The organism is Streptomyces sp. NPDC048442, assembly GCF_040651475.1.
Lineage (GTDB): Bacteria > Actinomycetota > Actinomycetes > Streptomycetales > Streptomycetaceae > Streptomyces.
Genome location: NZ_JBEZKB010000014.1, coordinates 146205 through 169669, shown reverse-complemented (window position 1 = coordinate 169669; position 23465 = coordinate 146205). Strand labels below are relative to the sequence as shown.

The following is a 23465-nucleotide window of genomic DNA, read 5'->3' as shown; positions in this document are numbered from 1 at the left end:
CGACGTCAACCCGAGTGCGACGCGCGGCGCCGGACCATGACGGCACTCACCATCGAGGAGCCACACATGACCCCGTACCAGCGTGCGTGGGGCGCTCTGCTCGCACTGGCCGTGACGGCCGGCGGCACGGCGTGCGCGCGAACCGACGACACTTCGGCGCGGCAGAACGCCGCACACGACATCGCGGCGCATGCCACCGCCGCACACGTCCTCGCAGCGCATGCCACCGCCGCGCACGCCATCGCCGCACACGCCACCACCGACCACCCCCGGCTCCGCGCGCTCCTGCACCGACTGACCACGAAGGACGGCGGTCCCGGTGCGCTCGTCTCGCTCCGTGACCAGTCCGGCGGCACGGTGCTGACCAGCGGCGTCGCGGACGTGGAGAGCCGCGCGCCGGTGCGCGGGGACAGCCGGTTCCGGATCGGCAGCATGACCAAGCCGTTCGTGGCGACCGTCGTGCTCCAGCTGGTGGGCGAGGGCCGGGTGGCCCTCGACGTGCCGGTGGAGCGCTACCTGCCCGGCGTCGTCCGCGGCCACGGCAACGACGGAAGGAGGATCACGGTCCGTCAGCTCCTCCAGCACACCAGTGGCATCCCCGACTACCTCGACGACCTCAAGTTGGAGGACGTCCTCGGCGACCCGCTGGCCCACCACGACACCCGTGACCTCGTGAACCTCGCGCTCGCCCACCGACCGACCTTCGAGCCCGGCACCGGCTGGAGCTACTCCAGCACCGGCTACCTGCTGGCCGGCCTGCTCATCGAGCGGGTGACCGGCCACCCGTACGGCGACGAGATCCGCCGGCGCGTCATCACACCGCTCGGCCTGCGCCGGACGTCCGTCCCCGGCGACAGCCCGAAGATCGGCGGGCCGCACCCGCGGGGCTACGCCCGGCCGGGCAAGGACGCGCCGCTCAAGGACTTCACCGCGATCAACCCCACCCTCGCGGGCCCGAGCGGCTCCATGATCTCCAGCGGCGCCGACTTCAACCGCTTCCTGGGCGCACTTCTGGGCGGCAAGCTGCTCCGCCCCGCCGAGCTCCACCAGATGATGAGGACCCGCCCGACCGGCAGCCCGGACGGCGGGGCCTACGGCCTCGGCCTGGAGAGCCACCCCCTGCCCTGCGGCGGCCTCGCCTGGGGGCACGACGGCGGCATCCTCGGCTACCAGACGACGGGCGCCGCCACGGTCGACGGCAGGCGGGCCACGGTCATGGTGAACGTCTACCCGGGCGAAACGGCCGCCCAGGACAACGACCTCACGTCCGCCGTCCGGACGGCACTCTGCGAGGGCCGTGAGGAACTCGCGAAGTAGTTCCTGTCGCTGATCAGCGTCCGGCCCGGACGTTGATCAGCGGTGAGCCGGGGCTCGGGGCTACGCCTCGTACCGATGCCGACGCAGCCTCGAAGCGCTTCGATGAATGTACTGGACAGGCGTTATTCGCTCCGGCTATCGTGCGCTCAAACAGGCATCATAGACGTAGCGGGCGTTTTCGAAGCGCTTCATCAAATGGAGATTCCGATGGTCACCCTTGCCGAAGTAGCGCAGCATGCCGGAGTCTCCGCCAGCACCGTGAGCTACGTCCTCAGTGGCAAGCGGACCATCTCCGAGGTGACGAAGCAACGGGTGGAGCACAGCATCCAGGAGCTTGGTTACCATCCGAACGCCGGAGCCAGGGCGTTGGCGAGCAGCAGGTCCAACATCATCGCGCTCATGATGCCGTTGCGTACGGACATGTACGTGCCCGTGATGATGGAGATCGCCATCGCCGTCGCCACCCACGCACGGGAGCACGGGTACGACGTTCTGATGCTCACCGGTGAGGAGGGGCCCGCCGCCGTGCGCCGGGTGGTCGGCAGCGGTCTTGCCGATGCCATCATCCTGATGGACGTGGAGCTCGACGATGCCCGGCTTCCCCTTCTGCGGGAGAGCGGACGGCCTGCGGTGCTCATCGGCCTTCCTGCTCAGACCACCGGCTTCACCTGTGTCGATCTCGATTTCGCCGAGGCAGGGGCCATGTGCGCAGAGCACCTGGCACAGCTGGGGCACCGTCAGATCGCGGTGATCGGTGAGGCGCCGTCCGTGTACGAGCGGAAGACCGGCTTCGCGGAGCGCACCAGCGACGGTCTGCGCTCCCGCGCGCGCGAGCTCGGGTTGAGCGTGCTCTACCGTCCGTGCGAGGGCACCTACGGCGCGATGGCCGGTGCACTCGGCCAGATCTTCACCGAACGCCCCGACATCACGGGATTCGTCGTGCAGAACGAGCAGGCGCTGGAACCGCTGCTCAGCCTGCTGCGACAGGACAGGCGAGCCGTGCCCGAGGACATCTCGGTGGTCGCCGTCTGTCCGGAGCAGGTGGCTCTCCAGGGTTCGGTCCGGCTGACCTCCGTCACCATCCCGGCGCGCGAGATGGCACGTCTCGCAGTCGAGCGTCTCATCGGCAAGATCGAGGGGCAGGCCGACGACGAGGTCCTCCTCCTCGAACCCGAACTCGTCGTTCGTGGAAGCAGCGGCCCGGCTCCCGTCGCTGGGTGAGGGGTGAGGGGCGAGGGGTGAGCAGAGCAGTGGTGCGGTGGGGGCACGGGCGTCTCCCGTGCCCCCACCGCATGCCGGACACAGCGAAGGGCCGACGCAGGCCGGCAGCGACATGGTGTCCACGGTGGCGGCCGGAGCCAGTATCCGCCGCAGCCACACCAGTTGGGCCAGTGCCACGGTCGCGAGCGTCTGGGCCCGCAGCCGCAGCACAGGGGCAGGCACGGCAGGTTGCAGTAACGGCCCCCGCCGGTCGGCGGTATCGGCCCAGTTGACCGTGGGACCGGACGGCCCAGCGCGGTGTGCCCGACCGTGAACAAGAAGAAGCCGAGTCCGGCATCGAAGCCCGTCGAAGCCGATTGACATCAATCGAAGCCGATCGAAGCCGGTCGAAGCCATATGATGCCGGACTCTTTGTGCCGCGCCCCCGACCCCCGCGACCCCCGGGGGCGAGGTGTCTTTCAGGCCGAGAAGGTGACGCGTGCGAGCCGTACCGGGCCGCGCAGTCCGAGGCGGACCTCGTGCGCACCGGCTGCCACGGCGACGGGAGCGCTCACCGTGGTGTAGTCGTAGGGACCCGCCGTGCCGCCCGGGGAAAGCGTGAGCGTGGCCAGTACCGGGCCGTCACCCAGTGAGAGTTCGACCGTGCCCTCGCCCGCGGCCTCCACCGTGATCCCGGCGGCCCCCTTCCCGAAGTCGCAGTCGCGGAACACCAGTCGGCCCGTCCGGTCGACCGCCGGGGCGACGGAGTCCCCCGACGACTTCGTGCGGTCCACGATCTCCGTGTCGCTCTGCTCGTCGAAGTCCGCCGCTTCCAGGCCGCCCACCATGACCGGCCGGGGGACGGAAGGCTCGCCGTCGAGGTCGACGGTCATGGCCAGACGGATGTCCTCGCTGGACGCTCCGAGCAGGAACTCGTACGGGCCCGGTGCCACCCGCTCACGTCCCAGCGCCACGTCCCAGAACGCGAAGGCCGACAGCGGTACGTGGAAGGTGATCTCCGTGACCTCGCCGGGTGCGAGGGTCACCCGCCGGTGCGCGACCAGTTCCCGGCGGGGCCGGGGAATCGACGGCTCCACGGCCCGGGTGTAGAGCTGGGCGACCTCGTCCGCGGTGACCTCACCGGTGTTGCCGACCGTGAAGGACACCTGCAGCGCCCCGTCCCCGACGCGCGTGATGAGGTCGTCGTAGGCGAAGGACGCGTACGACAGGCCGTGGCCGAACGGGAAGAGCGGCGTCCCCTCGAAGTACAGGTACGTCTGGCGGCCGCCGATCACGTCGTAGTCGAGGAGGTCGGGCAGGTCGAAGTCACCGGCGTACCAGGTCTGCGGGAGACGGCCGGCGGGGGAGACGTCGCCGGCCAGGATCCGGGCGAGGGCCGTGCCCGCCGCCTGGCCGCCGTGTGCCGTCCACAGCAGTGCGGGCACGTCCCCGTGATCGAGCGTGTAGGGGTACGACGACACCAGCGCCAGCACCGTGGCCGGGTTGGCCGCGCGGGCCGCCCGCAGGAGGCGCTCCTGGTGGGCGGGCAGGGACAGCGTCGTACGGTCCTCGGTCTCGCGTCCGTTGATGTGCGGATCGTTGCCCGCGACCACCAGGACCACGTCCGCGTTCGCGGCGGCCCGGCTCACCGCGTCCTCGCCGCGCTCGACGACGACGACCTCGAAGATCTCCCCGCCCTCGTCGGCAACCTTCAGGCCGTCGGCGGCCACATGGAGGGGAAGACCCGTACCCATGTGCCGAAGGAGGTGCCCGTTCTCGTGTGGTTCCAGGCGGAACGTCTCCTGTACGACCCAGCCCCCCGGCTGGTCGGCGGAGGCTCTGACGTAGCCGTCCTTGGCGACGGAGAGGTAGCGGCCGTCGGGCGCGCGCAGGGTCAGTACGTCCCCGCCCCAGTCGACGAGGGAGAGTGCGGTGCCGGTCGCGTCGGTGGTGAGCGGGGGCAGGTCCGTCCGGCCCGCCAGCAGGGCCGGGTCGATGGCGCCCTCGGCGCCGCGCACCTCGTCGCCGGCGTCCGCCTCGGGGACGTGCAGGAAGGTTCCGGCCGAGGTCTTCAGCAGGATCCGGTCCACGCCCTCGGTGAACTCCACCTGCTCCGGGCCGAACCGCTCGGACAGGCCGGACAGCGGTGTGCTGCGGTGCAGGAGCGTGCCGCTGTACCAGTCGAGCTTGCACTCGTCGGCGAGCAGGCCGACCACCGCGAGCCGGGTGCCCGGCGCGAGGGGCAGCAGGCCGCCGCTGTTCTTGAGCAGTACGACCGCCTGCTCGGCCGCCTCCTGGGCGAGGGCCCGGTGGGCCGGGGTGTCGAAGTCCGTGGTGGACGCGTGCGGGTCGCTCTCCGGGTCGAACTCGCCGAGCCGGAAGCGGACCGAGAGCTGGCGGCGGACCGCCGCGTCGACGTCCGACTCGGTCAGCAGGTCCTGCTCCAGTGCTCCGCGAACCCGTGCGGCGACCGTCGAGCTGTCGGTGCCGAGGTCGGTGAAGCTGTCGACGCCGGCCAGGAGGGCCGCGGCCGTCGCCTCCTCGTGGGTGTCGAAGTAGTGCTCGGAGTCGACCAGGTTGGACGGAGCGCCCGCGTCCGAACAGACCATCAGGTCCTCGTCGGTCCAGGTGCGCAAGTGCTCGCGCAGGTACGGCGAGACGTGGTTCGGGCGGCCGTTGACCAGGTTGTACGCCGGCATCACACCGGCCACGGCACCCGCCTCGACCGTCTCGCGGAAGGCGCGCAGGTCGTACTCGTGCAGCACGCGCGGGCGGACCGAGGAGGACGTGACGTCGCGGCCCGTCTCGTTGTTGTGGGCCAGCCAGTGCTTGAGGACGGGCGCCGTGCGCCAGTACGTCGGGTGCTCGCCGCGCAGACCGTGCGTGTAGGCGGTGGCGATGACGGAGGTGAGCTTCGGGTCCTCCGAGTAGCCCTCCTCGTTGCGGCCCCACAGGGGGTGGCGCAACAGGTTGACGGTCGGGGCCCAGACATTCAGCCCCACCCGGTCGTCGCGGGCGCACATCGCCCGGACCTCCTTGGACACCGCCTCGCCGACCCGTCGTACGAGATCCGGGTTCCAGGTCGCGCCCAGGCCCACGGCCTGGGGAAAGACGGTGGCCGGACCCATCCAGGCCACCCCGTGCAGGGCCTCCTGGCCGGTGCGGAAAGCGGCGACGCCGAGCCGTTCCACCGCAGGTGCGAACTGGTGCAGGAAGCCGATCTTCTCGTCGAGGGTGAGCTGCGACAGAAGGTCGTCGACGCGCTTCGCGACAGGCAGCCGCAGATCGCGGAAAGGCGGCGGTGTGTGCGACGGGTGGGCTGACACGTGGGATCCCCTTGAGCTGGAACGGTAAGTGTGTGCGAAGCGCTTCGATGCTCGTCAGAGACCGGGGTGGGTGTCAAGAGAGCGACAGCATCGTATGGATCAGGGCGAGCAGATGGCGTCTCTGTACGCCGCAGAGGAATCTTGGAACGACTCTTGTGCGCCTTTGGGTGTTCACTTAACCTCGCAGCAACATCGAAGCGCTTCGACTCCACATTGTGCTGCATTGGTTGGACGTCCGCTTCGACTCAGCTCAGCCAGTTCCAGTCTCGACACCCAGCCGACGGTCTGTCTCCGGTTGTTCGGGTGCGCCATGAAGGGTTGACGCAATGACGACGAATGCCACCTCCTCCGGACCGAGCCGGAGAAGCTTCCTCGCCTCCACGGCAGTCGCCACCGCTGCGGTGGCCGGGGGAATGCCGCTGCTCACCGCTTGCGGCGGTTCGGACAAGAAGTCGCAGGAGGAAGGCACCACGTCGAAGAAGGGCGCCGACAAACTGATCCCGACGTACGCGGCCAGCACGGTCGGCACACCGGACCTTCCTTCGAAGAACGGTTCGCCGGCCGGCTACATCGCCCCGATCAACCTCGCGGCCCTCCCCGCTTCGGCCCCGGCCAAGCTCGGTACCGGCGCTCCCCTCAAGATCATGTCCCCGCTCTGGGGCACCCCGCCGAAGCCGGACTGCGCGTACTACACGGCGGTCGACGCGGCGGCGGGCACCAAGGTCACCTGGCAGAACCAGGACGGCAACACCTACGGCGACAAGCTGGGTGCCGTCCTCGCCTCCAGCTCCATACCCGACATGGTGGTCGTGGCCAACTACCACCTGGTCGGCAAGATCCCGAACGCGGTCACCTCGAAGTTCCTGGACCTCGGCCCCTATCTGGCGGGCGACAAGGCCAAGAAGTACCCGAACCTGGCCGCGATTCCGTCCGACGCCTGGCGCATGAGCATCTTCGGCGGCGCGCTGCGGGGCATTCCGATGCCCTCCGCCACCGCGAGCTTCATCGTTCCGTACTACCGCAAGGACGTCTTCGACAAGAAGGGCTGGTCCGTCCCCAAGTCGGCCGACGAGTACCTCAGTTGGGCCAAGGAGGCCACCAGCGCCAGGGCCAAGGTGTGGGCCTGCGGTGACATGAGCTGGGTCTCGGGGAGCATCTTCGGCGTCTGTCCCAAGTGGAACATCGACGACGACGGCAAGCTGAGGTACCAGATCGAGCGGCCCGACTACCTCGAATCCCTGGAGTGGACCCGCAAGCTGTTCGCCGCCGGCGTGGTCCACCCCGACGACAAGGCGCGCTCGGGCGACGCGGCCCAGCGCTTCACCGCCGGACAGATCCTCTCCTTCAACGGCGACATCTCCCTCTGGTACGTACGAGCTGCCGAACAGGCCCGTACCAACCCGGACTTCACGATGGACGCCATGGACATCTTCGGTGCCGACGGCGGCAACCCCACCCTGTGGGCGGCCCAGCCCGCCGCCGTCTGGTCGATGATCCGCAAGGGCGCCTCGAAGGAGACCGTGGAGAACGCGCTGGCCGCAGCCAACTTCGCGGCCGCGCCCTACGGCACCAAGGAGCGGATGCTCGTCGACTACGGCGTCGAAGACACCCACTACACGGTCAAGGACGGCATCCCCACCAAGAACGAGAAGGGCAACAGCGAGTTGATCAACGCCTGGTCGATGCTGAGCGCCCCGGCTCCCTACCTCGCCCACCCCGACCTCCCCGAGGTCGCCCGCAAGCAGGTCGAGTGGCAGCAGCGGATGGGTGCCTTCATGAAGAAGAACTCCGTCTACGGCATGAACATCGTCGAGCCGACCCGCTACGCCAACCTCGCCAGCCAGCACGAGCAGTTGCAGATCGACTTCGTGCGGGGCAACAAGAGCCTGGCCGACGTGCAGGCCGCCATCTCCACCTGGAGGTCCTCCGGCGGCGACAAGCTGCGCGACTGGTACAAGGAGCTCCTCGACAAGAACGGCAGCGGCAACTGATGTCACTCAAAGCCAGGAGCAGGTCCGACAGGACCTCTCCTCCTACGGCCGTCGAGGAGCCGACGGGCGCGGGCATCACCGCCGACGCGAAGCCGCAGGCGCGCGCTCCGCGAGGGACGGCCAAGGCAGGCAAGGCAGGCAAGGCAGGCAGGGCGGGCGGGGCGGGCGGGGCAGGCAGGGCAGGCAGGGCGGCCAAGGCAGCCAGGGCGGGCAGGGCAGGAAAGGTCGGCAAGGTTCCCTGGCGGCTGCGGCTGCGCCGTGACCGCACGCTCATCCTGATGACCCTGCCCGTCATCCTCCTGCTCCTGCTCTTCCACTACGTCCCGCTGCTGGGCAACGTCACCGCCTTCCAGGACTACGATCCGTACGCCGCTGCCAACGGCATCATGGCGATCTTCGAAAGCCCCTGGGTCGGCATCGAGCAGTTCACGCGGATGCTCCAGGACCCGCTGTTCTGGAGCGCCACGAAGAACACCCTCGTGCTGTTCGCGCTCCAACTGGTGCTGTTCTTCCCGGTACCCATCGCTCTCGCGCTCGTCATCAACAGCGTGATCCGGCCCCGGGTGCGGGCCGTGGCGCAGGCGATCATGTATCTGCCGCACTTCTTCTCGTGGGTCCTCGTCATCACCGTCTTCCAGCAGGTCTTCGGCGGCGCGGGCATCATCGCCCAGACCCTCCAGGACCACGGGTGGGACGGCTTCGACCTGATGACCAACGCGGACCTGTTCAAGTACCTGGTCACCGCGCAGGCCGTGTGGAAGGACGCAGGCTGGGGGATCATCGTCTTCCTCGCCGCGCTGTCCGCCGTCAGCACCGATCTGTACGAGGCGGCCGCCATGGACGGTGCGGGGCGCTGGCGGCGCATGTGGCACGTGACCCTGCCCGCGCTGCGCCCGGTGATCGCACTGCTGCTGGTGCTCAGGGTGGGGGACGCGCTGAGCGTCGGATTCGAGCAGTTCCTGCTCCAGCGGGACGCGGTCGGCGCGGGGGCCAGCGAGGTCCTCGACACCTACGTGTGGAACATGGGCATCCAGAACGGCGACTTCAGCTACGCGGCGGCGGTCGGTCTGGCCAAGGGCTTCATCGGAGTCGCTCTCGTCCTGGGTGCGAACAAGTTCGCGCACCTGCTGGGCGAGCAGGGGGTGTACAAGAAGTGAGCCTCAACACGCAACTCGTCCGCAGCCTCAAGGCTCCGCCGCGCCCCGTCTGGGAGGAACCGCCGAGCAAGGCAGGAGTCACGGCCAAGAGCGGCTTCCTCGTGCTCTGTTGCCTGGGGGTGCTCGTTCCCCTGTGGATCGTGATCATCACCAGTCTCTCTCCCAAGGCAGTGATCGACCGGGTCGGCGGCCTCGTGGTGATCCCCCAGGGCCTCACCTTCGTCAACTACACCGAACTGCTCGGCGGCGGACAGGTCAGCCGGGCGATCCTGGTCTCGATCGGCGTCACGCTCTTCGGGACGCTGTTCTCGATGACGGTGTCGGTACTGGCGGCCTACGGCCTGTCGCGGCCCGGGAGCCTGGGTCACCGGTACTTCCTGATGACCATCATGGCGACCATGTTCTTCGGGGCCGGGCTCATCCCGACGTACCTTCTGGTGCAGTCGCTGGGCCTCACCGACAACTATCTGTCACTGGTCCTGCCGAGCGCGGTCAGCGTCTTCAACATCCTCGTCCTGCGGGCCTTCTTCATGGGGATCTCACCCGAACTCACCGAGTCCGCCCGCATCGACGGGGCCGGTGACCTGCGTATCCTGCTGACCATCATCCTGCCGCTTTCGCGTGCGGTGGTGGCCGTCATCTCGCTGTTCTACGCGGTCGGCTACTGGAGTGCCTGGTTCAACGCCTCCATCTACCTCACCGACCAGGAGATGATGCCGCTCCAGAACGTGCTCATCCAGCTGGTCCAGAAGAACACCGAAATGCCGGCGGGCCTGCAGTACGCGGTCCGCACCGGCCAACTCTCCGCACTGGGGCTCCAGATGGCCGTCATGGTGCTCGCACTGATCCCCGTCGCGGTGGCCTCCCCCTTCGTCCAGCGGCATTTCAAGAAGGGCATGCTCACCGGCGCCATCAAGGGCTGAAGCCCTGCTCCTCCACCCAAGGACGCGGCGCCCGCTCCCACTTCCTCCGGTGACGCGCAGCCGATCGAAATCGTCACCGGAGAGGGCCACCCCCTCAGTCGAGGGGCGTGGTAGTACCCCTGCAATTCCCCCCACCCGTGGAAGGGACACCATGGTCAAGAGCGCGATACGCAGGATCACCACGGCGGTGCTGGCACCGGCGATGGCTCTCGGTGCCGTCGTCGGCCTGGCCTCCGCACCCGCTTCGGCAGCAGTCTGGAACTCCTGCGACCAGTGGAGCGGCACCAGCCTGAACGGCTACAAGCTCTACAACAACATCTGGGGCTCCGGCGCCGGCAGGCAGTGCATCTGGGCCAACTCCGGCACCAACTGGGGGATTTGGGCCGACCACCCCAATACGGGCGGCATCAAGTCCTACGCCAACTCAACGAAGACGATCAACAAGACGATCGACTCCCTCGGCCGGCTCACCAGCGACTACCACGTCAGCGTCCCGTCGTCCGGCGCGTACAACACGTCGTACGACATCTGGGACACCGACCACCAGTACGAGATCATGCTCTGGGTCAACCAGAACGGAGCCGTGGGCCCGATCGGCACCTGGCAGGCGAGCGTCACGCTCGGCGGCCACAGCTGGAACGTCTACAAGGGCACCAACGGATCGAACCAGGTGTTCTCGTTCCTGCGGACGTCCGACTCCAGCTCCGGCACCGTGGACATCAAACCGATACTCCAGTGGCTCGCGTACACCAAGGGCTGGATGCCCGGCAACGAGACCATCGGTGACGTCCAGTTCGGCTACGAGGTCACCTCGTCGTCCGGCGGACTCAACTTCAACACCAACAACCTGACCATCAGCGGCGGCTGATCAGGCACACAAGGCGCCAAGACGCCAAGGCACCAAGGCCGAGGCCGGTCCGCGTCCCTCCCCGGGCACGGACCGGCCTCGGCCCTCTGCGTGGAGCTTTCGGTCAGCGCCGGGCGAACTGGACCCCGGTGGGCTGTACGACGTCCGGCCGTACCGCGAGGGCGCCGATGGTCAGCCGCTCGCCGTGGATGTCGGTGAGTCTGATCGCGCCGCCGCACCCGTTGCCGTCCGCGGCGATGAAGTAGTTGAAGGAGGTGCGCTCCAGTTTCCGCCAGCCGCCGCCCGCAGTACGTACTTCCAGCCCGGCGACGGGGTTGCGGTGGCCGATCGCCTGGAGGGCGCACCAGTGCGGACTGGAGCCGGACTTGTACCGGATGGAGATCTTCTCGGAGGTGCCGGGGCTCACCAGACTCCAGGTGATCGGGATCCGGCCGACCACGAGATCGGCCAGTTGCGCGAACGCCTGTTGGCTGAGGTCGATCTGCCCGGGTTCGCAGGGCAGCGGGCATTCGTTGGTGATCCGTACCGTGATCGATTTGCCGTTGGACGCACGGACGAGCACGTGTGCGCCGCACGCCCTGGACGTCTGGTAGTCGGTGGTGTTCATGGCCGCGACCATGAGGTCCGGGCTCGGGCCGAACAGGCAGGCACCGTTGCCGTCCCCGGCCTCGTAGGCGGTGGCGACGCCCTGGTGGGCGGTGGACTGAAGCCGACCCGGCTGCGGGGCCGGGGCGGGCTTCTGCCGGGGGCGCGGGGTCTTGGTGGGCGAGGGGCGTGCCGCGGTGGTGGTCGGGGCACCCGTCGGAGTGGGGGAGCCGGCTGGGGTGGCGGTGCCGGTCGGGCCGGCCGTCGCGGTCGGGGTGCCTGTCGTGCCGGCGGCGGTGGCGTTCACCTGGGCGGAGGCGAGGGGTGCGTCGGCGACAGCCCCCGCAGCGCCGTCGCGGTCGGCGGGCAGGACCATGACCAGGCAGGCGAGAACGCCCGCGGTGATCAGCGCCGATGCGGCGCCCAGTGTGAGTCTGCGTCGGTGCCTGCGCTGCCGCGCGGCCTGCCTCGGTGTGTTCATTTCCTGTCCGTTCACAAGATCGAGCCGATGGTGCACTGCTGAGTGACCGCCCGAAGCGCAAAGGTTGCCGACGACTTCCCACCGGAAGTGGCCGCGGCAGGACGGCGAAGGGGGAGAGCGGGTGTGGGCCCCGCACGGGAGACCGGCGGGGCCCACTTGGTCAGCGACTGGTCAGCAGGCCGGATGCCTACTGCCGCGGCGCCAGCCCGCGCTCGTGCAGCCACCTCAACTGGCGCGCGGTGTTGCGGCCGAAGCCGCCGCCGTGGTCGGCGAAGGGCCAGACGGTCATGGTGCGGTCCTCCCCGGCGTAGTGGTTGAAGGCGGCGTAGACCGTGGGGGGCGGGCACGTCGGGTCCATGAGGCCGACGCTGAACAGGGCCGGGGCCGTGGCGCTGCGGGCGAAGTGGACGCCGTCGAAGTGGTCGAGCGTGTCGAAGGCCGTCTCGACCCGGTGCGAGCTGTGCCAGCGCAGGTATTTGACGATTTCCTGGTACGGCCCGTCGTCGCTGATCCGCGCCGCCTCGCGGAAGTGGCACAGGAACGGGACGTCGACCAGCGCCGCAGCCACCTGGTCGGGGGCGAGTCCGGCGACCGCGAGGGCCAGGCCGCCGCCCTGGCTGCCGCCCGCCACGACGACCCGCCCGCCGTCCAGTCCTGGCAGTTCGGCGACCGCGTCCACGGCGCGCACGCAGTCCGTCATGAGGCGGCGGTAGTAGTGGTGGTCGGGGGAGTCGATGCCGCGGGTCATGAAGCCCCCGACCCACTGGGTGCCGTCCCCTTCACCGCGGTCCGGGGTGTCGTGCCCCTGGCCCCGGCTGTCGACGACGAGTTGGGCGTAACCCGCGGCGGACCACAGCAGGTGGTCGGTGGGCAGCCCGCGGCCACCGCAGTACCCGGCGTAACTGACGACGACCGGCAACGGCCCCTCGGCACCGCGCGGGCGCAGCAGCCAGGCGGCCACGGGTTCGCCGTTCCAGCCGGGGAAGCGTACGTCGTCCACCTCGACGGTGCTCAGCAGATGCTGGTCGGTGACCCGCTCGGTCTTCACCGCCCCGCTGTACGAGCGGGCTTCGGCCAGGGTCTTGTGCCAGAAGGCGTCGAAGCCCTCCGGCGGGGTCAACTCGGGCCGGTAGGTGCGGAGTTCCTCAGGGGCGTGATCGGTCGCAGACATGGTGGTCCTTGGGAGGAGAGGGTGGGGAGAGGAGAGGAGAGGAGAGGGCGGGGAAGGGTGCGGGAGGAGAGGCGCCGCGGGGAAGCCGACCGCCCCGGCCGCCCGGGGAGGTGGGCGGCCGGGGCGGGGGCTGTTCGGTCAGGAAGGCTTGACAGCCGTACCGGTGACCGAGTCCTTGTTCTTCGTGAGCCGGTACTTCAGCTTGGCCCCACTGTGGAAGTGGAAGGTGAGGGCCACCTGATCGCCGTCACGCAGCGCCTTGAGGAACTCGGGCTTCAGGACGATCGTGCCCTTCGGGTAGTCCGGCGAGAAGGCCAGGTTGAACTCCTGGAACGAAGTCCAGCTGGTCGGACCGGCGTTGCTGCCGTCGCCGTAGGTGGCTTCCATCGTCGCCAGCTGGTCGCCCTGGTACTTCGCCGGGACGGTGAAGGCCTCGGGCGTGCCCGTGGCGTTCGACAGCTCCGGCATGTCGTGGGCGACCACGTCGATCTGCCAGGGCAGCCCGCGCGAGAAGCGGGCCTGGAGCGTCGCGCCGGCCCCGTACTCCTGGCCGGCGGTCAGCCGGGTCAGCGCCGGCGCGGTGAGGGTGAGCCGGTCCTCGTAGACGGTGTAGTCACGGCCCTCGGCGAGTTTGGTGTCTCCCTGCCACAGGCCCCGGAACTTGGTGCCGTTGAGGTTCAGGGTGAGCGACTGGGCGGTGATCGGCTTCGCCTTGGTGACGAAGACCTTGTCGAAGGAGGTGGAGCCCGAGCGGGTGGTCCAGCTCGACTTGATCCAGGCGAACAGGGCCGGGTCCCGCCACTTCAGCTTCTCCCGGTCCAGGTAGTTGAAGGCGTCCCACAGGGCGGTGGTCACGCCCGCCCTGCGCGCCGCGTACCCGACCTGCTCGAAGTACTTCAGCGCCTCGCCCCGCTCGACGCGCTCGGGGTGGTGGAAGTCGGGGTAGCTCAGCAGGCCGAACTCACCGAGGTAGACCGGGATGCCCCGGCTGGTGAAGGTGTCGTGCATCCGGGCGAAGGCGTCGGTCAGGTCGTTCCTAGCGACCTCGTCGTAGCGGGTGCCGCCCGCGACGTTCACGCTGAACGGGTACCAGCCGTAGAAGTGCACGGTGGCGACCAGGTTCGGGTCGCGCAGCCCCTTGATCGTGGTGTACACCGCGTCCATGAACTCCTGGGTGGGAGAGCCCGCCGGGGTGGTGACGACGAGCAGACGGTCCTTGTTCCCGCCGCCCGATCCACGCACGATCTTGTGGAAGGAGGCGTGCAGCTCGTGGTTGTACTGGTTCTTCTGCGCGGGGGTGGCGTCGGCGTAGCTCGGCTCGTTGATCCCCTCGAAGAGCAGTGTGCGCGGCGAGTCCCGGAACGTGGCGGATATCTGTGTCCACAGGGAGTTGAAGCGGGCCAGGACGCTGTCGTGGTCCTTGGTGATCTTCTCGACCCACTGCCACGAGTCGTGGTGGACGTTGAGCACCACGTACAGGCCCTCGGCGAGCGCCCCGTCGACGACCTCCTTGACGCGGTTCAGGTACGTCGCTTCGACGGTGTACGGCGCGGTGACCGACTGGTGCGCGCTCCAGGTCACCGGGACGCGGACGCTCTTGAAGCCCTCGAACCTGATGAACCTGAACAGTTCCCGGTTGGCCTTCGGGTTGCCCCAGGACGTCTCGTCCGGGATCGCGTCCAGGGTGTTGCCCAGGTTCCAGCTGGGCTCCATCGCCGCGACGGCGTCCATGGCGCGGGCCGGGACCTTGACGGCGGCCGGTGCCTGCGCCTGTCCTTCGGCGCCGCCGCCGGGCGCGGCGAGCGCGCTGCCGGACAGCCCCAGGACGACGAGCAGCGACATCAGCAGGGCGGCCAGGCGTCCGGAGCCGCGGCTGCGGCGGTGTGCGGTTCTTCGTACGTCCTTCACAGGTCGTGCCTTTCGGTCGGGGGTGCGGGTGGTGCGGTCCGGCTCAGCCACTGAGGGGCTCGTAGTCGAACCAGTCGAAGTGGACGGTGCCGTCGGCGGCGTACATGCCAGTGACCCGTCCGGTGAAGCCGCCGGCGACCTCGGTCGACAGATAGCGGCCGTCGAGGCCCGCGAGCTCGGTGACCGTGCCGTCGGACTCCTCGACGCCCAGCGTCAGGAAGTCGGGTCCGGTGCACGGCCCGTGCGGGAGCGGCGGGTCGGTGACGGAGAGGGTGAGGACCAGGGGCCAGGCGGGCGCGGGCCGCGCGGCCACGACCGTACGGAGGGAGCCGACGCGCGCGATCACCCGGATCTCGTCGGCGGAGGCCTCGATCGCGTAGTGGTGCTGCTCGTCGAGCCGGACGGCGAGGCCGCCGCGCCCCTCGGCGGGGTCGACGAGGGTACGCGCCCGGAACACCGCGTGCTGCTGGCGGCGCCCGGTGAACACCACGTCGGGCGCGTCGAGGGATGCGCCGCGCGCCCGGAGCGTCAGCCAGCCGGGGCGCTCCTCGGTGGTGCAGTGCTCGACGGGCCGGTCGCGTACGGAGATCCAGTCCGGCCGCAGCCGCGCGTCGTCGAAGTCGTCCCGGGGCTCGTGGCGGGGCCCGGGGGACAGCGGCCACGGGACCTGGGGCAGCTCCAGGGAGACCTCTTGGACGACCGGCCAGTCGTCCACCCAGGTCACGGGGGTCAGGAAGGTCTCCCGGCCGAGCACGTGCCAGCCCGGCGTGCCGCCGCCAGGCCGGACGCCGAGCAGCACCATCCACCAGGAGCCGTCGGGGCCCTGGACCAGGTCGGCGTGCCCGGTGTTCTGGACGGGGCGGTCGGTGCCCCGGTGGGTGAGGACCGGGTTGTCCGGGCAGGGCTCGAACGGGCCGGCGGGGGAGGGGCCGCGGGCGATCGACACGCCGTGGCCGCGCTCGGTGCCGCCCTCGGCGATGAGCAGGTACCAGTACGCGCCGATCCGGTACAGGTGCGGGGCCTCCGGAGCCTTGGCGTCCGGTCCCCCCGCCCAGAGCCGGTGCGGCTCGCCGAGCGTCTGCCCGGTGGCCGGGTCGAGGCGCACCTGCCAACCTCCGGCGACCGTGCACCAGCAGGTGCCGTCCTCGTCCCAGGCCAGGTCGGGGTCGATGCCGGGCACGTCGGGGGCCCACACGGGATCGGACCAGGGGCCCGCGGGGTCGGTGGCGGTGACGATCAGATTGCCGCCGTCCTTGCTGCAGTTGGTGACGATCAGCCAGAAGCGGCCGTCGTGGTGGCGCAGGGTGGGGGCGTAGATCCCGCCGGACGACCACGCGGTGGACAGCGGAAGCTGCTCGGGCCGGTCCAGGACGTTGCCGATCTGCGTCCAGTGGACGAGGTCGCGGCTGTGGAAGAGCGGGATGCCGGGGAAGTATTCGAAGCTGGAGCAGGCGAGGTAGTAGTCGTCGCCGACCCGGCAGACGCTGGGGTCGGGGTGGAGGCCGGGGAGCACCGGATTGGTGGGGCGGGCGTTCGGCTGGTGCAGCGGGGGCACTCGACGGGTCCTTGCTGTCGACGGGTGAGGCGCAGGGCGGGGCGGTGGCGGTTCAGGGAGTGCTGAGGCGGAGCACGACGGCGGTGGCGGTTCAGGGAGTGCTGAGGCGGCGCAGGGCGGGGCGGTGGCGGTTCAGGGAGTGCTGAGGCGGAGCAGGACGGCGGACGGCGCGGTCGGCAGGGCCAGGCTCAGCTCGGCCCGGCCGGGCGTCCAGACGTAATCGGCCCGGCCGGCCGAGGGATAGAGCAGGTCGACCCGGGCGGCGGCATCCCGCAGGTGGGGCAGGCGAAGCGTCGCCGTGGCATCGCTTCCGGGACGGCGCCAGGCCGTGAGACAGGTGGTGGCGGGGGTACGCAGGGCCAGCGCGACCCAGGGGTCGTCCCAGCCGGGCAGGCCCAACGGCCAGGACGGCACGGCCTGCGGCAGGTCGCCGCGGATGGATTTGTACACCGCCACGGCCTCGTGGACCAACGCCCGCGCTTCCGGGGCCAGTTCGGGAAGACGACCGGAGAGATGAATGCGTCCCAGGAGTGCGTTGGCCATGGTGAAGGCCACCTCGTCGAGGGAGTCCTCCGGTTGCGGGTACGCCCACACAGCCCCCTGTTCGGGGGTGACGGCTGTGGGCGCGGAAGCCGCGATGGGGGCGTAGTGGTGGAGGTTCTGCTGATCGCTGGTGGACTGCAACTGCATCCGGGACAGCAGGGCGTCGTCCCAGCGCATCCCCCCGGAGGCGCAGTTCTCCAGGACCAGGTGCGGGTACCGGTCGAGGACGCCGTCGAGCCAGTCGAGCTGCGCCCGGTTGTGGCCGAGCAGGCCCGCGCCCGGGGTCTCGCCCGGGTGGGCGCTGGTGCCGGAGCCGGGATCGACGTTGTGGTCGAGCTTGAGGTAGCCGACGCCCCACTCGCCGACGAGACGGTCCACGACCTCGTCCAGGTGGGCTCGGGCGGCCGGATGGCGCAGATCCAGATGGTGCCGTCCGGCCTCCGTGACGCGGATGCCGTCGCGGCGGAAGAACGCCTCGTCGGGCAGGGACTCGGCCGTCGGGCTGCGTACGCCGACCATCTCCGGCTCCAGCCACAGCCCGGGAACCATGCCCCGTTCCCGGATGCGGTCCAACACCTCGTGGAGGCCGCGCTCCCCGGGGAACCGGGAGGCGGCAGCCTCCCAGGCGCCGACGGTGTTCCACCAGCCGCCGCTCTCGTCGTCGTACCAGCCCGCGTCGATGACGAAGTACTCCGCGCCCGCTTCGGCCGCGGCCTCGATGAGCGGCAGCAGCCGATCGGTCGTGGGGTCGCCCATCAGACAGTTCATGTAGTCGTTGAAGACGACGGGCAGCTGCTGGTGGTCGTCGTGCGGGCGGCGCTGGACGCGACGGTAGCGGGTCAGCGCGGCGAACGCGTCGTCCGGGCCGCCGTCGGCGCTGAAGGACAGGGCGGCGGGCACGGCAGCGAACTCGGCGCCGGGTTCGAGGGGGTGACGCCAGCCGTGCTGGATGTCGGTGGGCCCGAACAGCGCCGCGTAGAGGTCCTGTTGGTTCTCCGCGCACTCCCAACGCCAGCCTCCGCCGTTGTGCTCGATCTGCCACACCCAGGTGCGGCCGGTGCGCCGGTCCGTCCACCCGCCCATGGGCAGGCGTCCGCAACTGGACCAGGTGCCCTGCCCGTTCAGGGCGAATCCGGCCCTGCCGTGCGAGACGCTCACCCGTCCGCCTCGGTCCGGTGTGCTCAGGCGCATCGGCTGCCGCTGCCAACGGCATTCGGCCATCCAGTCGTTCTGCGCCCACAGCAGATCCGCGTCGTCGACGGCCCTCGCGGTGGGCGGGACCAGGCAGCCCACCACGAGCGAGCTGACCGACTCCAGGTTCAGCGCGGCCCGGCCTTCGTTGCGTAAGACCACCTCGCCGCGGAGTGCGGGGACGCCGTCGGGCGACCGGTACGTCACCTCCGCGACCAGAGCGGTCCGCGGCTCGTGGAGGTGCACGCTCAGCACGTGCCAGTCGCCCTCACGGCTCGCGCGGTGGCTCCGGTACCGCAGCCGCCCGCCGAGGTCGGTGCCCACCAGGCGGTCGCCCGACCAGCCGCGGCCGTGGCCCGTGGCGGTCACCTCCACCAGAGGCAGGGACGCACCGAGGCTCGACCGCGCCTCGCCGGGCTGTCCGATGCGGGTGAGGCGCGGACGGCCGTCGTCGAGGGTGATCTCCAGGTGGAGGGCCTCGTGCCCCCACTGGAGGACCGCCTGTCCCCCGGCCGTGTCTTGTTGGGTCATGGCGTCCCTTTCGAGGTCAGTGACCGCGCAGAACCGCGCAACCGCCGGCCGGCAGTTCACGCACGGGGGCATCGGTGAGCAGGTCGTGCGCGGGCTCCGGCAGGGGCACGGCCGCGGCGGTGTGGTTGAGCAGGACCTGCCAGGAGCGGCCGTCGGACGAGCGGCGGGTGACGGCCTCGACACCGGCCGGAAGGCCAGGTGTCTCAGGCTCGACGCCGGCCTCCGTCAGCAGACGGCCGACCAGCGCCGCGTAGGCCGCGTCGTCGAGCCGGGTGGAGAGGTACCAGCCCTGCCCGGTGCCGGAGCGGTGCCGGGTGAGGGCGGGGCTGTCGGTGAGCATGCCGTGGGTGTACGTGGCGAGCGCCTGGGCGCCCTCGGTGTGCAGGAACTCGCTCCAGTCCGTGCCGTGCGACCCGTCCGACAAGGTGATCCGCTCGCCCTGCCCCAGCGGCCGGTACTCCTCCACGCGGACGCCCAGCGCCTCGCGCAGCGGCTCGGCGGGCCAGCCTCCGGTCCTGGCGTGGAGGCGCTCGTCGACGAGGCCGGTCGCGTGCTGGACGAGGAGGATGCCTCCCCCTTCCACGTAACGGCGCAGATTCTCCGCGCCCGCGTCGGTCAGCAGGAACAGTGCCGGAGCGACGACGAGCGGGTAACGCCCCAACCCGTGCTCCGGGTGCGCGAAGTCGACGCCCGCTCCCGCCTCCCACAGCGCGCGGTGCGCCCGGACGAGCGTCGCGTGGTAGTCGAGCCGCCCGGACGGCAGCCCGTCCACACCGAGCGCCCACCAGGCGTCCGGGTCGTCCAGTACGGCGACCGAAGCGCTGACCGTCGACCCGGCCAGCTCGCCCAACCGGGCCACCGCCTCGCCCAGTTGCGCGACCTCGCGGAAGATGCGGCTCTCCGGGCCCGCGTGCGGGATCATCGCCGAGTGCCAGGTCTCCGCACCGGCCCGGGACTGCCGCCACTGGAAGAACAGCGCGCCCTCCGAACCGCGGGCGATGTGGCCGAGGCTGTGGCGCAGGATCTCGCCGGGCTCCTTGCCGAGTATCCGGTCACCGGCGTACACGGTGTTGGTGCCCTGCTCCATCAGCAGCCAGGGGCGCCCGCCGGCCAGCGAACGGGTGCGGTCGGCATGGAAGGCGACACTGGCGGCGGCGCCCATGCCGGGTGCGTTCGGATACTGGTCGGACGTGACGACGTCGAGCTCGCGGGCGAGGGCCCACAGATCCACGTTCTGGTACGAGGGGAGCATCAGGTTGGTCGTCACCGGCCGGTCACTGTGTACGCGGATCGCGTCGCGCTGCTCGCGGAAGGCTGCGATGACCTCGTCGGACCAGAACCGGCGGAAGTCCACTGTCTGGCCCGGGTTCTTGTGCCACTGCGTGGCGCGCGGCGGCAGCACCTGCTCCCAGGAGCTGTAGCGCTGGCTCCAGAAGGCCGTTCCCCAGGCGTCGTTGAGGGCCTCCAGTGAGCCGTGGCGCGCACGCAGCCACACCCGGAAGGCGGCCGCCGTGTGGTCGCAGAAGCACAGCGTGGCGTACTCGTTGTGCACGTGCCACAGGGCGAGGGCCGGGTGGTCGCCGTACCGCTCGGCCAGCGCGGAGGCCATCTTGCGGGCCGCGCGCCGGTAGGCGGGTGCGGAGAGGCAGTAGGTGTCGCGGCTGCCGTGGACCAGGCGGGTGCCCTCGGGGGTGACGGGCAGCGCGTCGGGGTGGGCCAGGGTGAACCAGGGCGGGGGAGAGGCGGTCGGGGTGGCGAGGTCGACGGCCACGCCGTTCGCGTGCAGACGCTCGATGTGGGCGTCGAGCCGGTCGAAGTCGTAGCGTCCCTCCTCCGGTTCGAGCAGGGCCCAGGAGAAGACGCCCACGGTGGCCAGGTTGACCCTGGCCCGGCGCATGAGCGCGTCGTCCTCCTTCCACACCGGCTCGTCCCACTGCTCGGGGTTGTAGTCCCCGCCGAAGGCCAGACCGCCCAGACGGTCGGTGATGCTGCGAGTGGTCATGGGGGTTCCTCGGTTAGGGGAGGGGCTGGGCGCCGGCGCACTGTCGAAGCGCTTCAACCTCCGACGCAAGTTAACGGAACGGTCTTGCGTAACACAAGGGTTCCTCTCGCACGAACAGCCCCTACTGCCCCCCTGATACGGCTACTTGGCAGGACGGCATGGTGAGACCTCGTGAGAGTCGTTCATCGAAGCGCTTCAGTCACCAGCTGATGGGCAGTCCCGTGAGGAACGAGGTGAGCCGCTGGGAGATGATCCGGTCGTCCCGGGCCGAGTAGTGCCAGTGGCACCCGAGGAAGTCCAGGTCCGCGTGGTCGAGGAACCAGTGGCGGACCCCGCTGTCACCTGCGTCGTTGCGCGCCTTGACCACCTGTTGGACGTGCTCGGCGAACGAGCCGCTGCCGAATGAAGGTCGGTCATGGCGTGAGGGGATGTCAACCGGCGTGCAGGGATGAATAGCGTCGTGCAAGCGATTCCACTGCCCGACTTGCTGCACTGCCTCACCTTTTGTGCGCACTCGGACATGTGATGTCTGGCGGGTGCTTCAGGGCCCGTGCGTCACTGGGGCGTCTACGATCTTCCCCACGCGAGGTTCGCCCCCGCACGTACGACCCCGTCCCCGCGTCCCCGCTCCCGAGGCACCGTGACCGAACTCCCGCCCGTACAGACCGCTTTCGTCCGGCTCGACGGGCCGCCCGACCCGGTGGCCATCGGCACGGGCGTCCACGGTCCGGCCGGGCACGTGGACGAATTCCAGTTGCCGGACCTGTGGCAGTTCCACCTCTACCAGTACGAGGCCGACCTGACCGTGGGCGGCGTCGAGCACCTGATCCGCCCCGGCACCGTCAGCCTCGTGCCGCCCGGAACGCCGGTCCGCTACCGCTACCGTGGCCGCTCCGAACACCTCTACGTGCATTTGCGCCTCGGGACGGCGGGTACCGCCCGTACGACGCCGACGGTTCAGCGCGCCGGATCCCAAGCCGCCGTACTCGACCGCCAGTTGCGGCAGGCGCTGGCCGCCTGGCCGCACGCCAGGGGCCGCGCGGTGGCCGAGGTGTGGGCCGCCCTGTGGGGCGTGGCCGAGCTGGACCCGCCCCGGGACGGGAACGCGCAGGCCCTCCATCCCGCGGTGGTCGCGGCGGTGGCCCTGATCGAGGCGCGGCTGGCAGAGCCGCTCGCCGTGCCCGACATCGCGAAGGCGGCCGGCGTCTCCCACAACCACCTGACCCGCCTCTTCGGCACCGCCCTGGGAGACACCGTCGTCGGCTATGTCCGCACCCGCAGGATGGAGCGGGCCCAGCATCTCCTGCGAGCCAGCACCCTCTCGATCTCCAGGGTGGCCGCCGTCGTCGGCATCCCCGACCTCCAGGCGTTCAACAAGGCCTGCCGCCGGGAGCTCGGAGCCTGCCCGCGCACCATCAGGGCATCCTGGAGCGGCACCCCGGCGCACCGCACCACGGTGAGAATCGACCAGTAGACGGTGAACACGGCCCACGCGCTCCGCGAGCGCCCGCTCCTAGCGTGTGCGTCATGACGACGGAGCCCGAGCAACTCGAAGCCGAAGAGACGTCCGACCGGGGCGGCACACTGATCGATTCGGTGCGGATGGCGCGCTTCGTGGCGAGCGGATCGCTGCGGCTCGACGCGGTGGTCCCGGCCGCGATGAACGCCGAGGCCCTGCGGGTGCTGGCGGACGGAGTGGAGTCGGTGCCCTACGGCACACCGGTGTCCCAGGCCTACGCACCGGGCTCCTTCCCCCGCAGGCTGCTCGAACTGCCTCGGGTGGCAGGCGCGTTGCGCAGTCTGGTCGGCCCGGAGCCGACGGTGGACCACCACGCCGTGCACATCCGTGAGCCGCGCGGGGGAGAGGCCCAGCCGCTGCACGCGGACGCCATCATCGACGTACGGCCGGACGCGTTCGACGTCCAGTTGATGTACTACCCGCAGCAGGTGACGCTGGAGATGGGCGGCACGCTGAGCGTGCCCGGAAGCCATCTGCGGCGCACCAACGAGTCCGACACCGGCCGGTACCAGAACCTCCGGGGCCAGGACCGGCTGGTCTGCCCGGCCGGAACGGTGGTGTTCCTGCACCACGGGCTCTGGCACGGGGGCCGCCGCAACGACAGCGACATCCGGCGCTACATGTTCAAGATCCGCTTCAATCCGACGGTGCGCCAGCGCCTCCTGTGGGACCACTCCGACCTGCACGACCCGCAGGTGCACGCCGAACTCGACGCGCACTTCCCGTGGTACGAGCAGGCCGCCGGCCGCCTGGAGCGGTACCAACGCGTCCTGCTGTGGAGGGAGTTGACCGGCGATCCCGCGTTCGACATCGACCACTGGGTGACCAGGGTCACCAACCGTCCCGAGGTGGAGTCCGCATGAGCATCGACACGACGCACCCCGTCCCGCAGACGGCCGGCACTCCGGTACTGCGGCAGCGGCTGCTGGTGCTGTACCTGTCCACGTCCGCCCTGGACGCACCGGTCGTCGGCTGGTCCCGCTACGACGGGACCGGCCGGACCTCCCCGACCGCGGGCGACAGCGACGAACCGCCGTACGAGTCGGGCGTGGCGGCCCTCTGTGACGGCTGGCGGCTGATCCAGGCCTCCCAGCTGATGCCTCCCGGGGCCGGCGGCGAGTACGAAGTCTCCTTCCTCAAGCACGAGTTCCTCTTCGAGCAGATCGTCGACGTGCGGGCGTAAGGCCACCGCGGCAT

Annotated in this window: 17 protein-coding genes; 9 read left to right on the top strand and 8 right to left on the bottom strand. The window is 70.3% G+C overall.

Annotated features, from left to right (window positions below):
* The first annotated feature begins 66 nt into the window (after positions 1 to 66).
* Together AB0D18_RS22095 and AB0D18_RS22090 are read left to right on the top strand one after the other, a co-directional pair.
* Positions 67 to 1317: a serine hydrolase domain-containing protein gene (locus tag AB0D18_RS22095; protein ID WP_362421038.1), complete on the top strand. Its 1251-nt coding sequence runs from the start codon at positions 67 to 69 to the stop codon at positions 1315 to 1317.
* Between the two features lie 207 nt (positions 1318 to 1524).
* Complete coding sequence (locus AB0D18_RS22090; RefSeq protein WP_362421035.1) at positions 1525 to 2538, top strand: LacI family DNA-binding transcriptional regulator; 1014 nt, start codon at positions 1525 to 1527, stop codon at positions 2536 to 2538.
* Between the two features lie 458 nt (positions 2539 to 2996).
* Here AB0D18_RS22090 and AB0D18_RS22085 read toward each other — a convergent pair whose 3' ends face one another.
* Positions 2997 to 5843 carry a glycoside hydrolase family 3 C-terminal domain-containing protein gene (locus AB0D18_RS22085; RefSeq protein WP_362421033.1) on the bottom strand — a complete coding sequence of 949 codons (2847 nt, stop codon included), beginning with the start codon at positions 5841 to 5843 and terminating at the stop codon, positions 2997 to 2999.
* A gap of 326 nt (positions 5844 to 6169) precedes the next feature.
* On the opposite strand from AB0D18_RS22085, the gene AB0D18_RS22080 reads away from it, so the two are divergent.
* The 4 genes from AB0D18_RS22080 to AB0D18_RS22065 all read left to right on the top strand — a co-directional run bounded on the left by AB0D18_RS22080 (position 6170) and on the right by AB0D18_RS22065 (position 10782).
* A complete protein-coding gene (locus AB0D18_RS22080; protein WP_362421030.1) occupies positions 6170 to 7834 on the top strand; it encodes an extracellular solute-binding protein in 1665 nt (554 codons plus the stop codon).
* The gene (locus tag AB0D18_RS22075; RefSeq protein ID WP_362421027.1) at positions 7834 to 8991 is read left to right on the top strand and encodes an ABC transporter permease subunit; all 1158 of its coding nucleotides are present in this window, start codon (positions 7834 to 7836) and stop codon (positions 8989 to 8991) included. The genes AB0D18_RS22080 and AB0D18_RS22075 overlap by 1 nt, the downstream gene beginning before the upstream one ends.
* Entirely contained in the window at positions 8988 to 9914 is a 927-nt protein-coding gene (locus AB0D18_RS22070; protein ID WP_362421024.1) for a carbohydrate ABC transporter permease, read from the top strand. Before AB0D18_RS22075 ends, AB0D18_RS22070 begins: the two co-directional genes overlap by 4 nt.
* A 151-nt stretch (positions 9915 to 10065) precedes the next feature.
* Complete coding sequence (locus AB0D18_RS22065) at positions 10066 to 10782, top strand: hypothetical protein (protein ID WP_362421022.1); 717 nt, start codon at positions 10066 to 10068, stop codon at positions 10780 to 10782.
* Between the two features lie 103 nt (positions 10783 to 10885).
* Here the strand turns inward: AB0D18_RS22065 and AB0D18_RS22060 are convergent, their stop codons facing one another.
* From AB0D18_RS22060 to AB0D18_RS22030, 7 genes are all read right to left on the bottom strand, one after another.
* Complete coding sequence (locus tag AB0D18_RS22060; protein WP_362421021.1) at positions 10886 to 11848, bottom strand: expansin EXLX1 family cellulose-binding protein; 963 nt, start codon at positions 11846 to 11848, stop codon at positions 10886 to 10888.
* 187 nt (positions 11849 to 12035) lie between these two features.
* Positions 12036 to 13019 (bottom strand): acetylxylan esterase, encoded by a 984-nt coding sequence (locus AB0D18_RS22055; protein ID WP_362421018.1) that lies wholly within the window; start codon positions 13017 to 13019, stop codon positions 12036 to 12038.
* A gap of 138 nt (positions 13020 to 13157) precedes the next feature.
* Positions 13158 to 14927 (bottom strand): cellulase family glycosylhydrolase, encoded by a 1770-nt coding sequence (locus AB0D18_RS22050; RefSeq protein ID WP_362421155.1) that lies wholly within the window; start codon positions 14925 to 14927, stop codon positions 13158 to 13160.
* Positions 14928 to 14970: 43 nt separating this feature from the next.
* Complete coding sequence (locus tag AB0D18_RS22045) at positions 14971 to 16482, bottom strand: glycoside hydrolase family 43 protein (protein ID WP_362421015.1); 1512 nt, start codon at positions 16480 to 16482, stop codon at positions 14971 to 14973.
* 132 nt (positions 16483 to 16614) lie between these two features.
* A complete protein-coding gene (locus tag AB0D18_RS22040) occupies positions 16615 to 18747 on the bottom strand; it encodes a glycoside hydrolase family 36 protein (RefSeq protein WP_362421012.1) in 2133 nt (710 codons plus the stop codon).
* A 16-nt stretch (positions 18748 to 18763) separates the two neighbouring features.
* Positions 18764 to 20749 carry a beta-galactosidase gene (locus AB0D18_RS22035; RefSeq protein ID WP_362421009.1) on the bottom strand — a complete coding sequence of 662 codons (1986 nt, stop codon included), beginning with the start codon at positions 20747 to 20749 and terminating at the stop codon, positions 18764 to 18766.
* 199 nt (positions 20750 to 20948) lie between these two features.
* Positions 20949 to 21116 carry a hypothetical protein gene (locus AB0D18_RS22030; protein WP_362421006.1) on the bottom strand — a complete coding sequence of 56 codons (168 nt, stop codon included), beginning with the start codon at positions 21114 to 21116 and terminating at the stop codon, positions 20949 to 20951.
* Between the two features lie 273 nt (positions 21117 to 21389).
* On the opposite strand from AB0D18_RS22030, the gene AB0D18_RS22025 reads away from it, so the two are divergent.
* From AB0D18_RS22025 to AB0D18_RS22015, 3 genes are read left to right on the top strand one after another with little or no spacing between them, the layout of a single operon-like run.
* Entirely contained in the window at positions 21390 to 22223 is an 834-nt protein-coding gene (locus tag AB0D18_RS22025) for an AraC family transcriptional regulator (RefSeq protein ID WP_362421003.1), read from the top strand.
* A 53-nt stretch (positions 22224 to 22276) separates the two neighbouring features.
* Complete coding sequence (locus AB0D18_RS22020; RefSeq protein WP_362421000.1) at positions 22277 to 23131, top strand: phytanoyl-CoA dioxygenase family protein; 855 nt, start codon at positions 22277 to 22279, stop codon at positions 23129 to 23131.
* A complete protein-coding gene (locus AB0D18_RS22015) occupies positions 23128 to 23451 on the top strand; it encodes a hypothetical protein (RefSeq protein WP_362420997.1) in 324 nt (107 codons plus the stop codon). The genes AB0D18_RS22020 and AB0D18_RS22015 overlap by 4 nt, the downstream gene beginning before the upstream one ends.
* Positions 23452 to 23465 lie beyond the last annotated feature (14 nt).

Excerpts from the sequence above, each read along its gene's own strand:
- AB0D18_RS22035 (WP_362421009.1), bottom strand. The coding sequence starts at position 20,749 with ATGACCACTCGCAGCATCACCGACCGTCTGGGCGGTCTGGCCTTCGGC.
- AB0D18_RS22015 (WP_362420997.1), top strand. The coding sequence starts at position 23,128 with ATGAGCATCGACACGACGCACCCCGTCCCGCAGACGGCCGGCACTCCG.
- AB0D18_RS22055 (WP_362421018.1), bottom strand. The coding sequence starts at position 13,019 with ATGTCTGCGACCGATCACGCCCCTGAGGAACTCCGCACCTACCGGCCC.
- AB0D18_RS22065 (WP_362421022.1), top strand. The coding sequence starts at position 10,066 with ATGGTCAAGAGCGCGATACGCAGGATCACCACGGCGGTGCTGGCACCG.
- AB0D18_RS22080 (WP_362421030.1), top strand. The coding sequence starts at position 6,170 with ATGACGACGAATGCCACCTCCTCCGGACCGAGCCGGAGAAGCTTCCTC.
- AB0D18_RS22040 (WP_362421012.1), bottom strand. The coding sequence starts at position 18,747 with ATGACCCAACAAGACACGGCCGGGGGACAGGCGGTCCTCCAGTGGGGG.
- AB0D18_RS22060 (WP_362421021.1), bottom strand. The coding sequence starts at position 11,848 with ATGAACACACCGAGGCAGGCCGCGCGGCAGCGCAGGCACCGACGCAGA.
- AB0D18_RS22090 (WP_362421035.1), top strand. The coding sequence starts at position 1,525 with ATGGTCACCCTTGCCGAAGTAGCGCAGCATGCCGGAGTCTCCGCCAGC.
- AB0D18_RS22020 (WP_362421000.1), top strand. The coding sequence starts at position 22,277 with ATGACGACGGAGCCCGAGCAACTCGAAGCCGAAGAGACGTCCGACCGG.
- AB0D18_RS22075 (WP_362421027.1), top strand. The coding sequence starts at position 7,834 with ATGTCACTCAAAGCCAGGAGCAGGTCCGACAGGACCTCTCCTCCTACG.
- AB0D18_RS22095 (WP_362421038.1), top strand. The coding sequence starts at position 67 with ATGACCCCGTACCAGCGTGCGTGGGGCGCTCTGCTCGCACTGGCCGTG.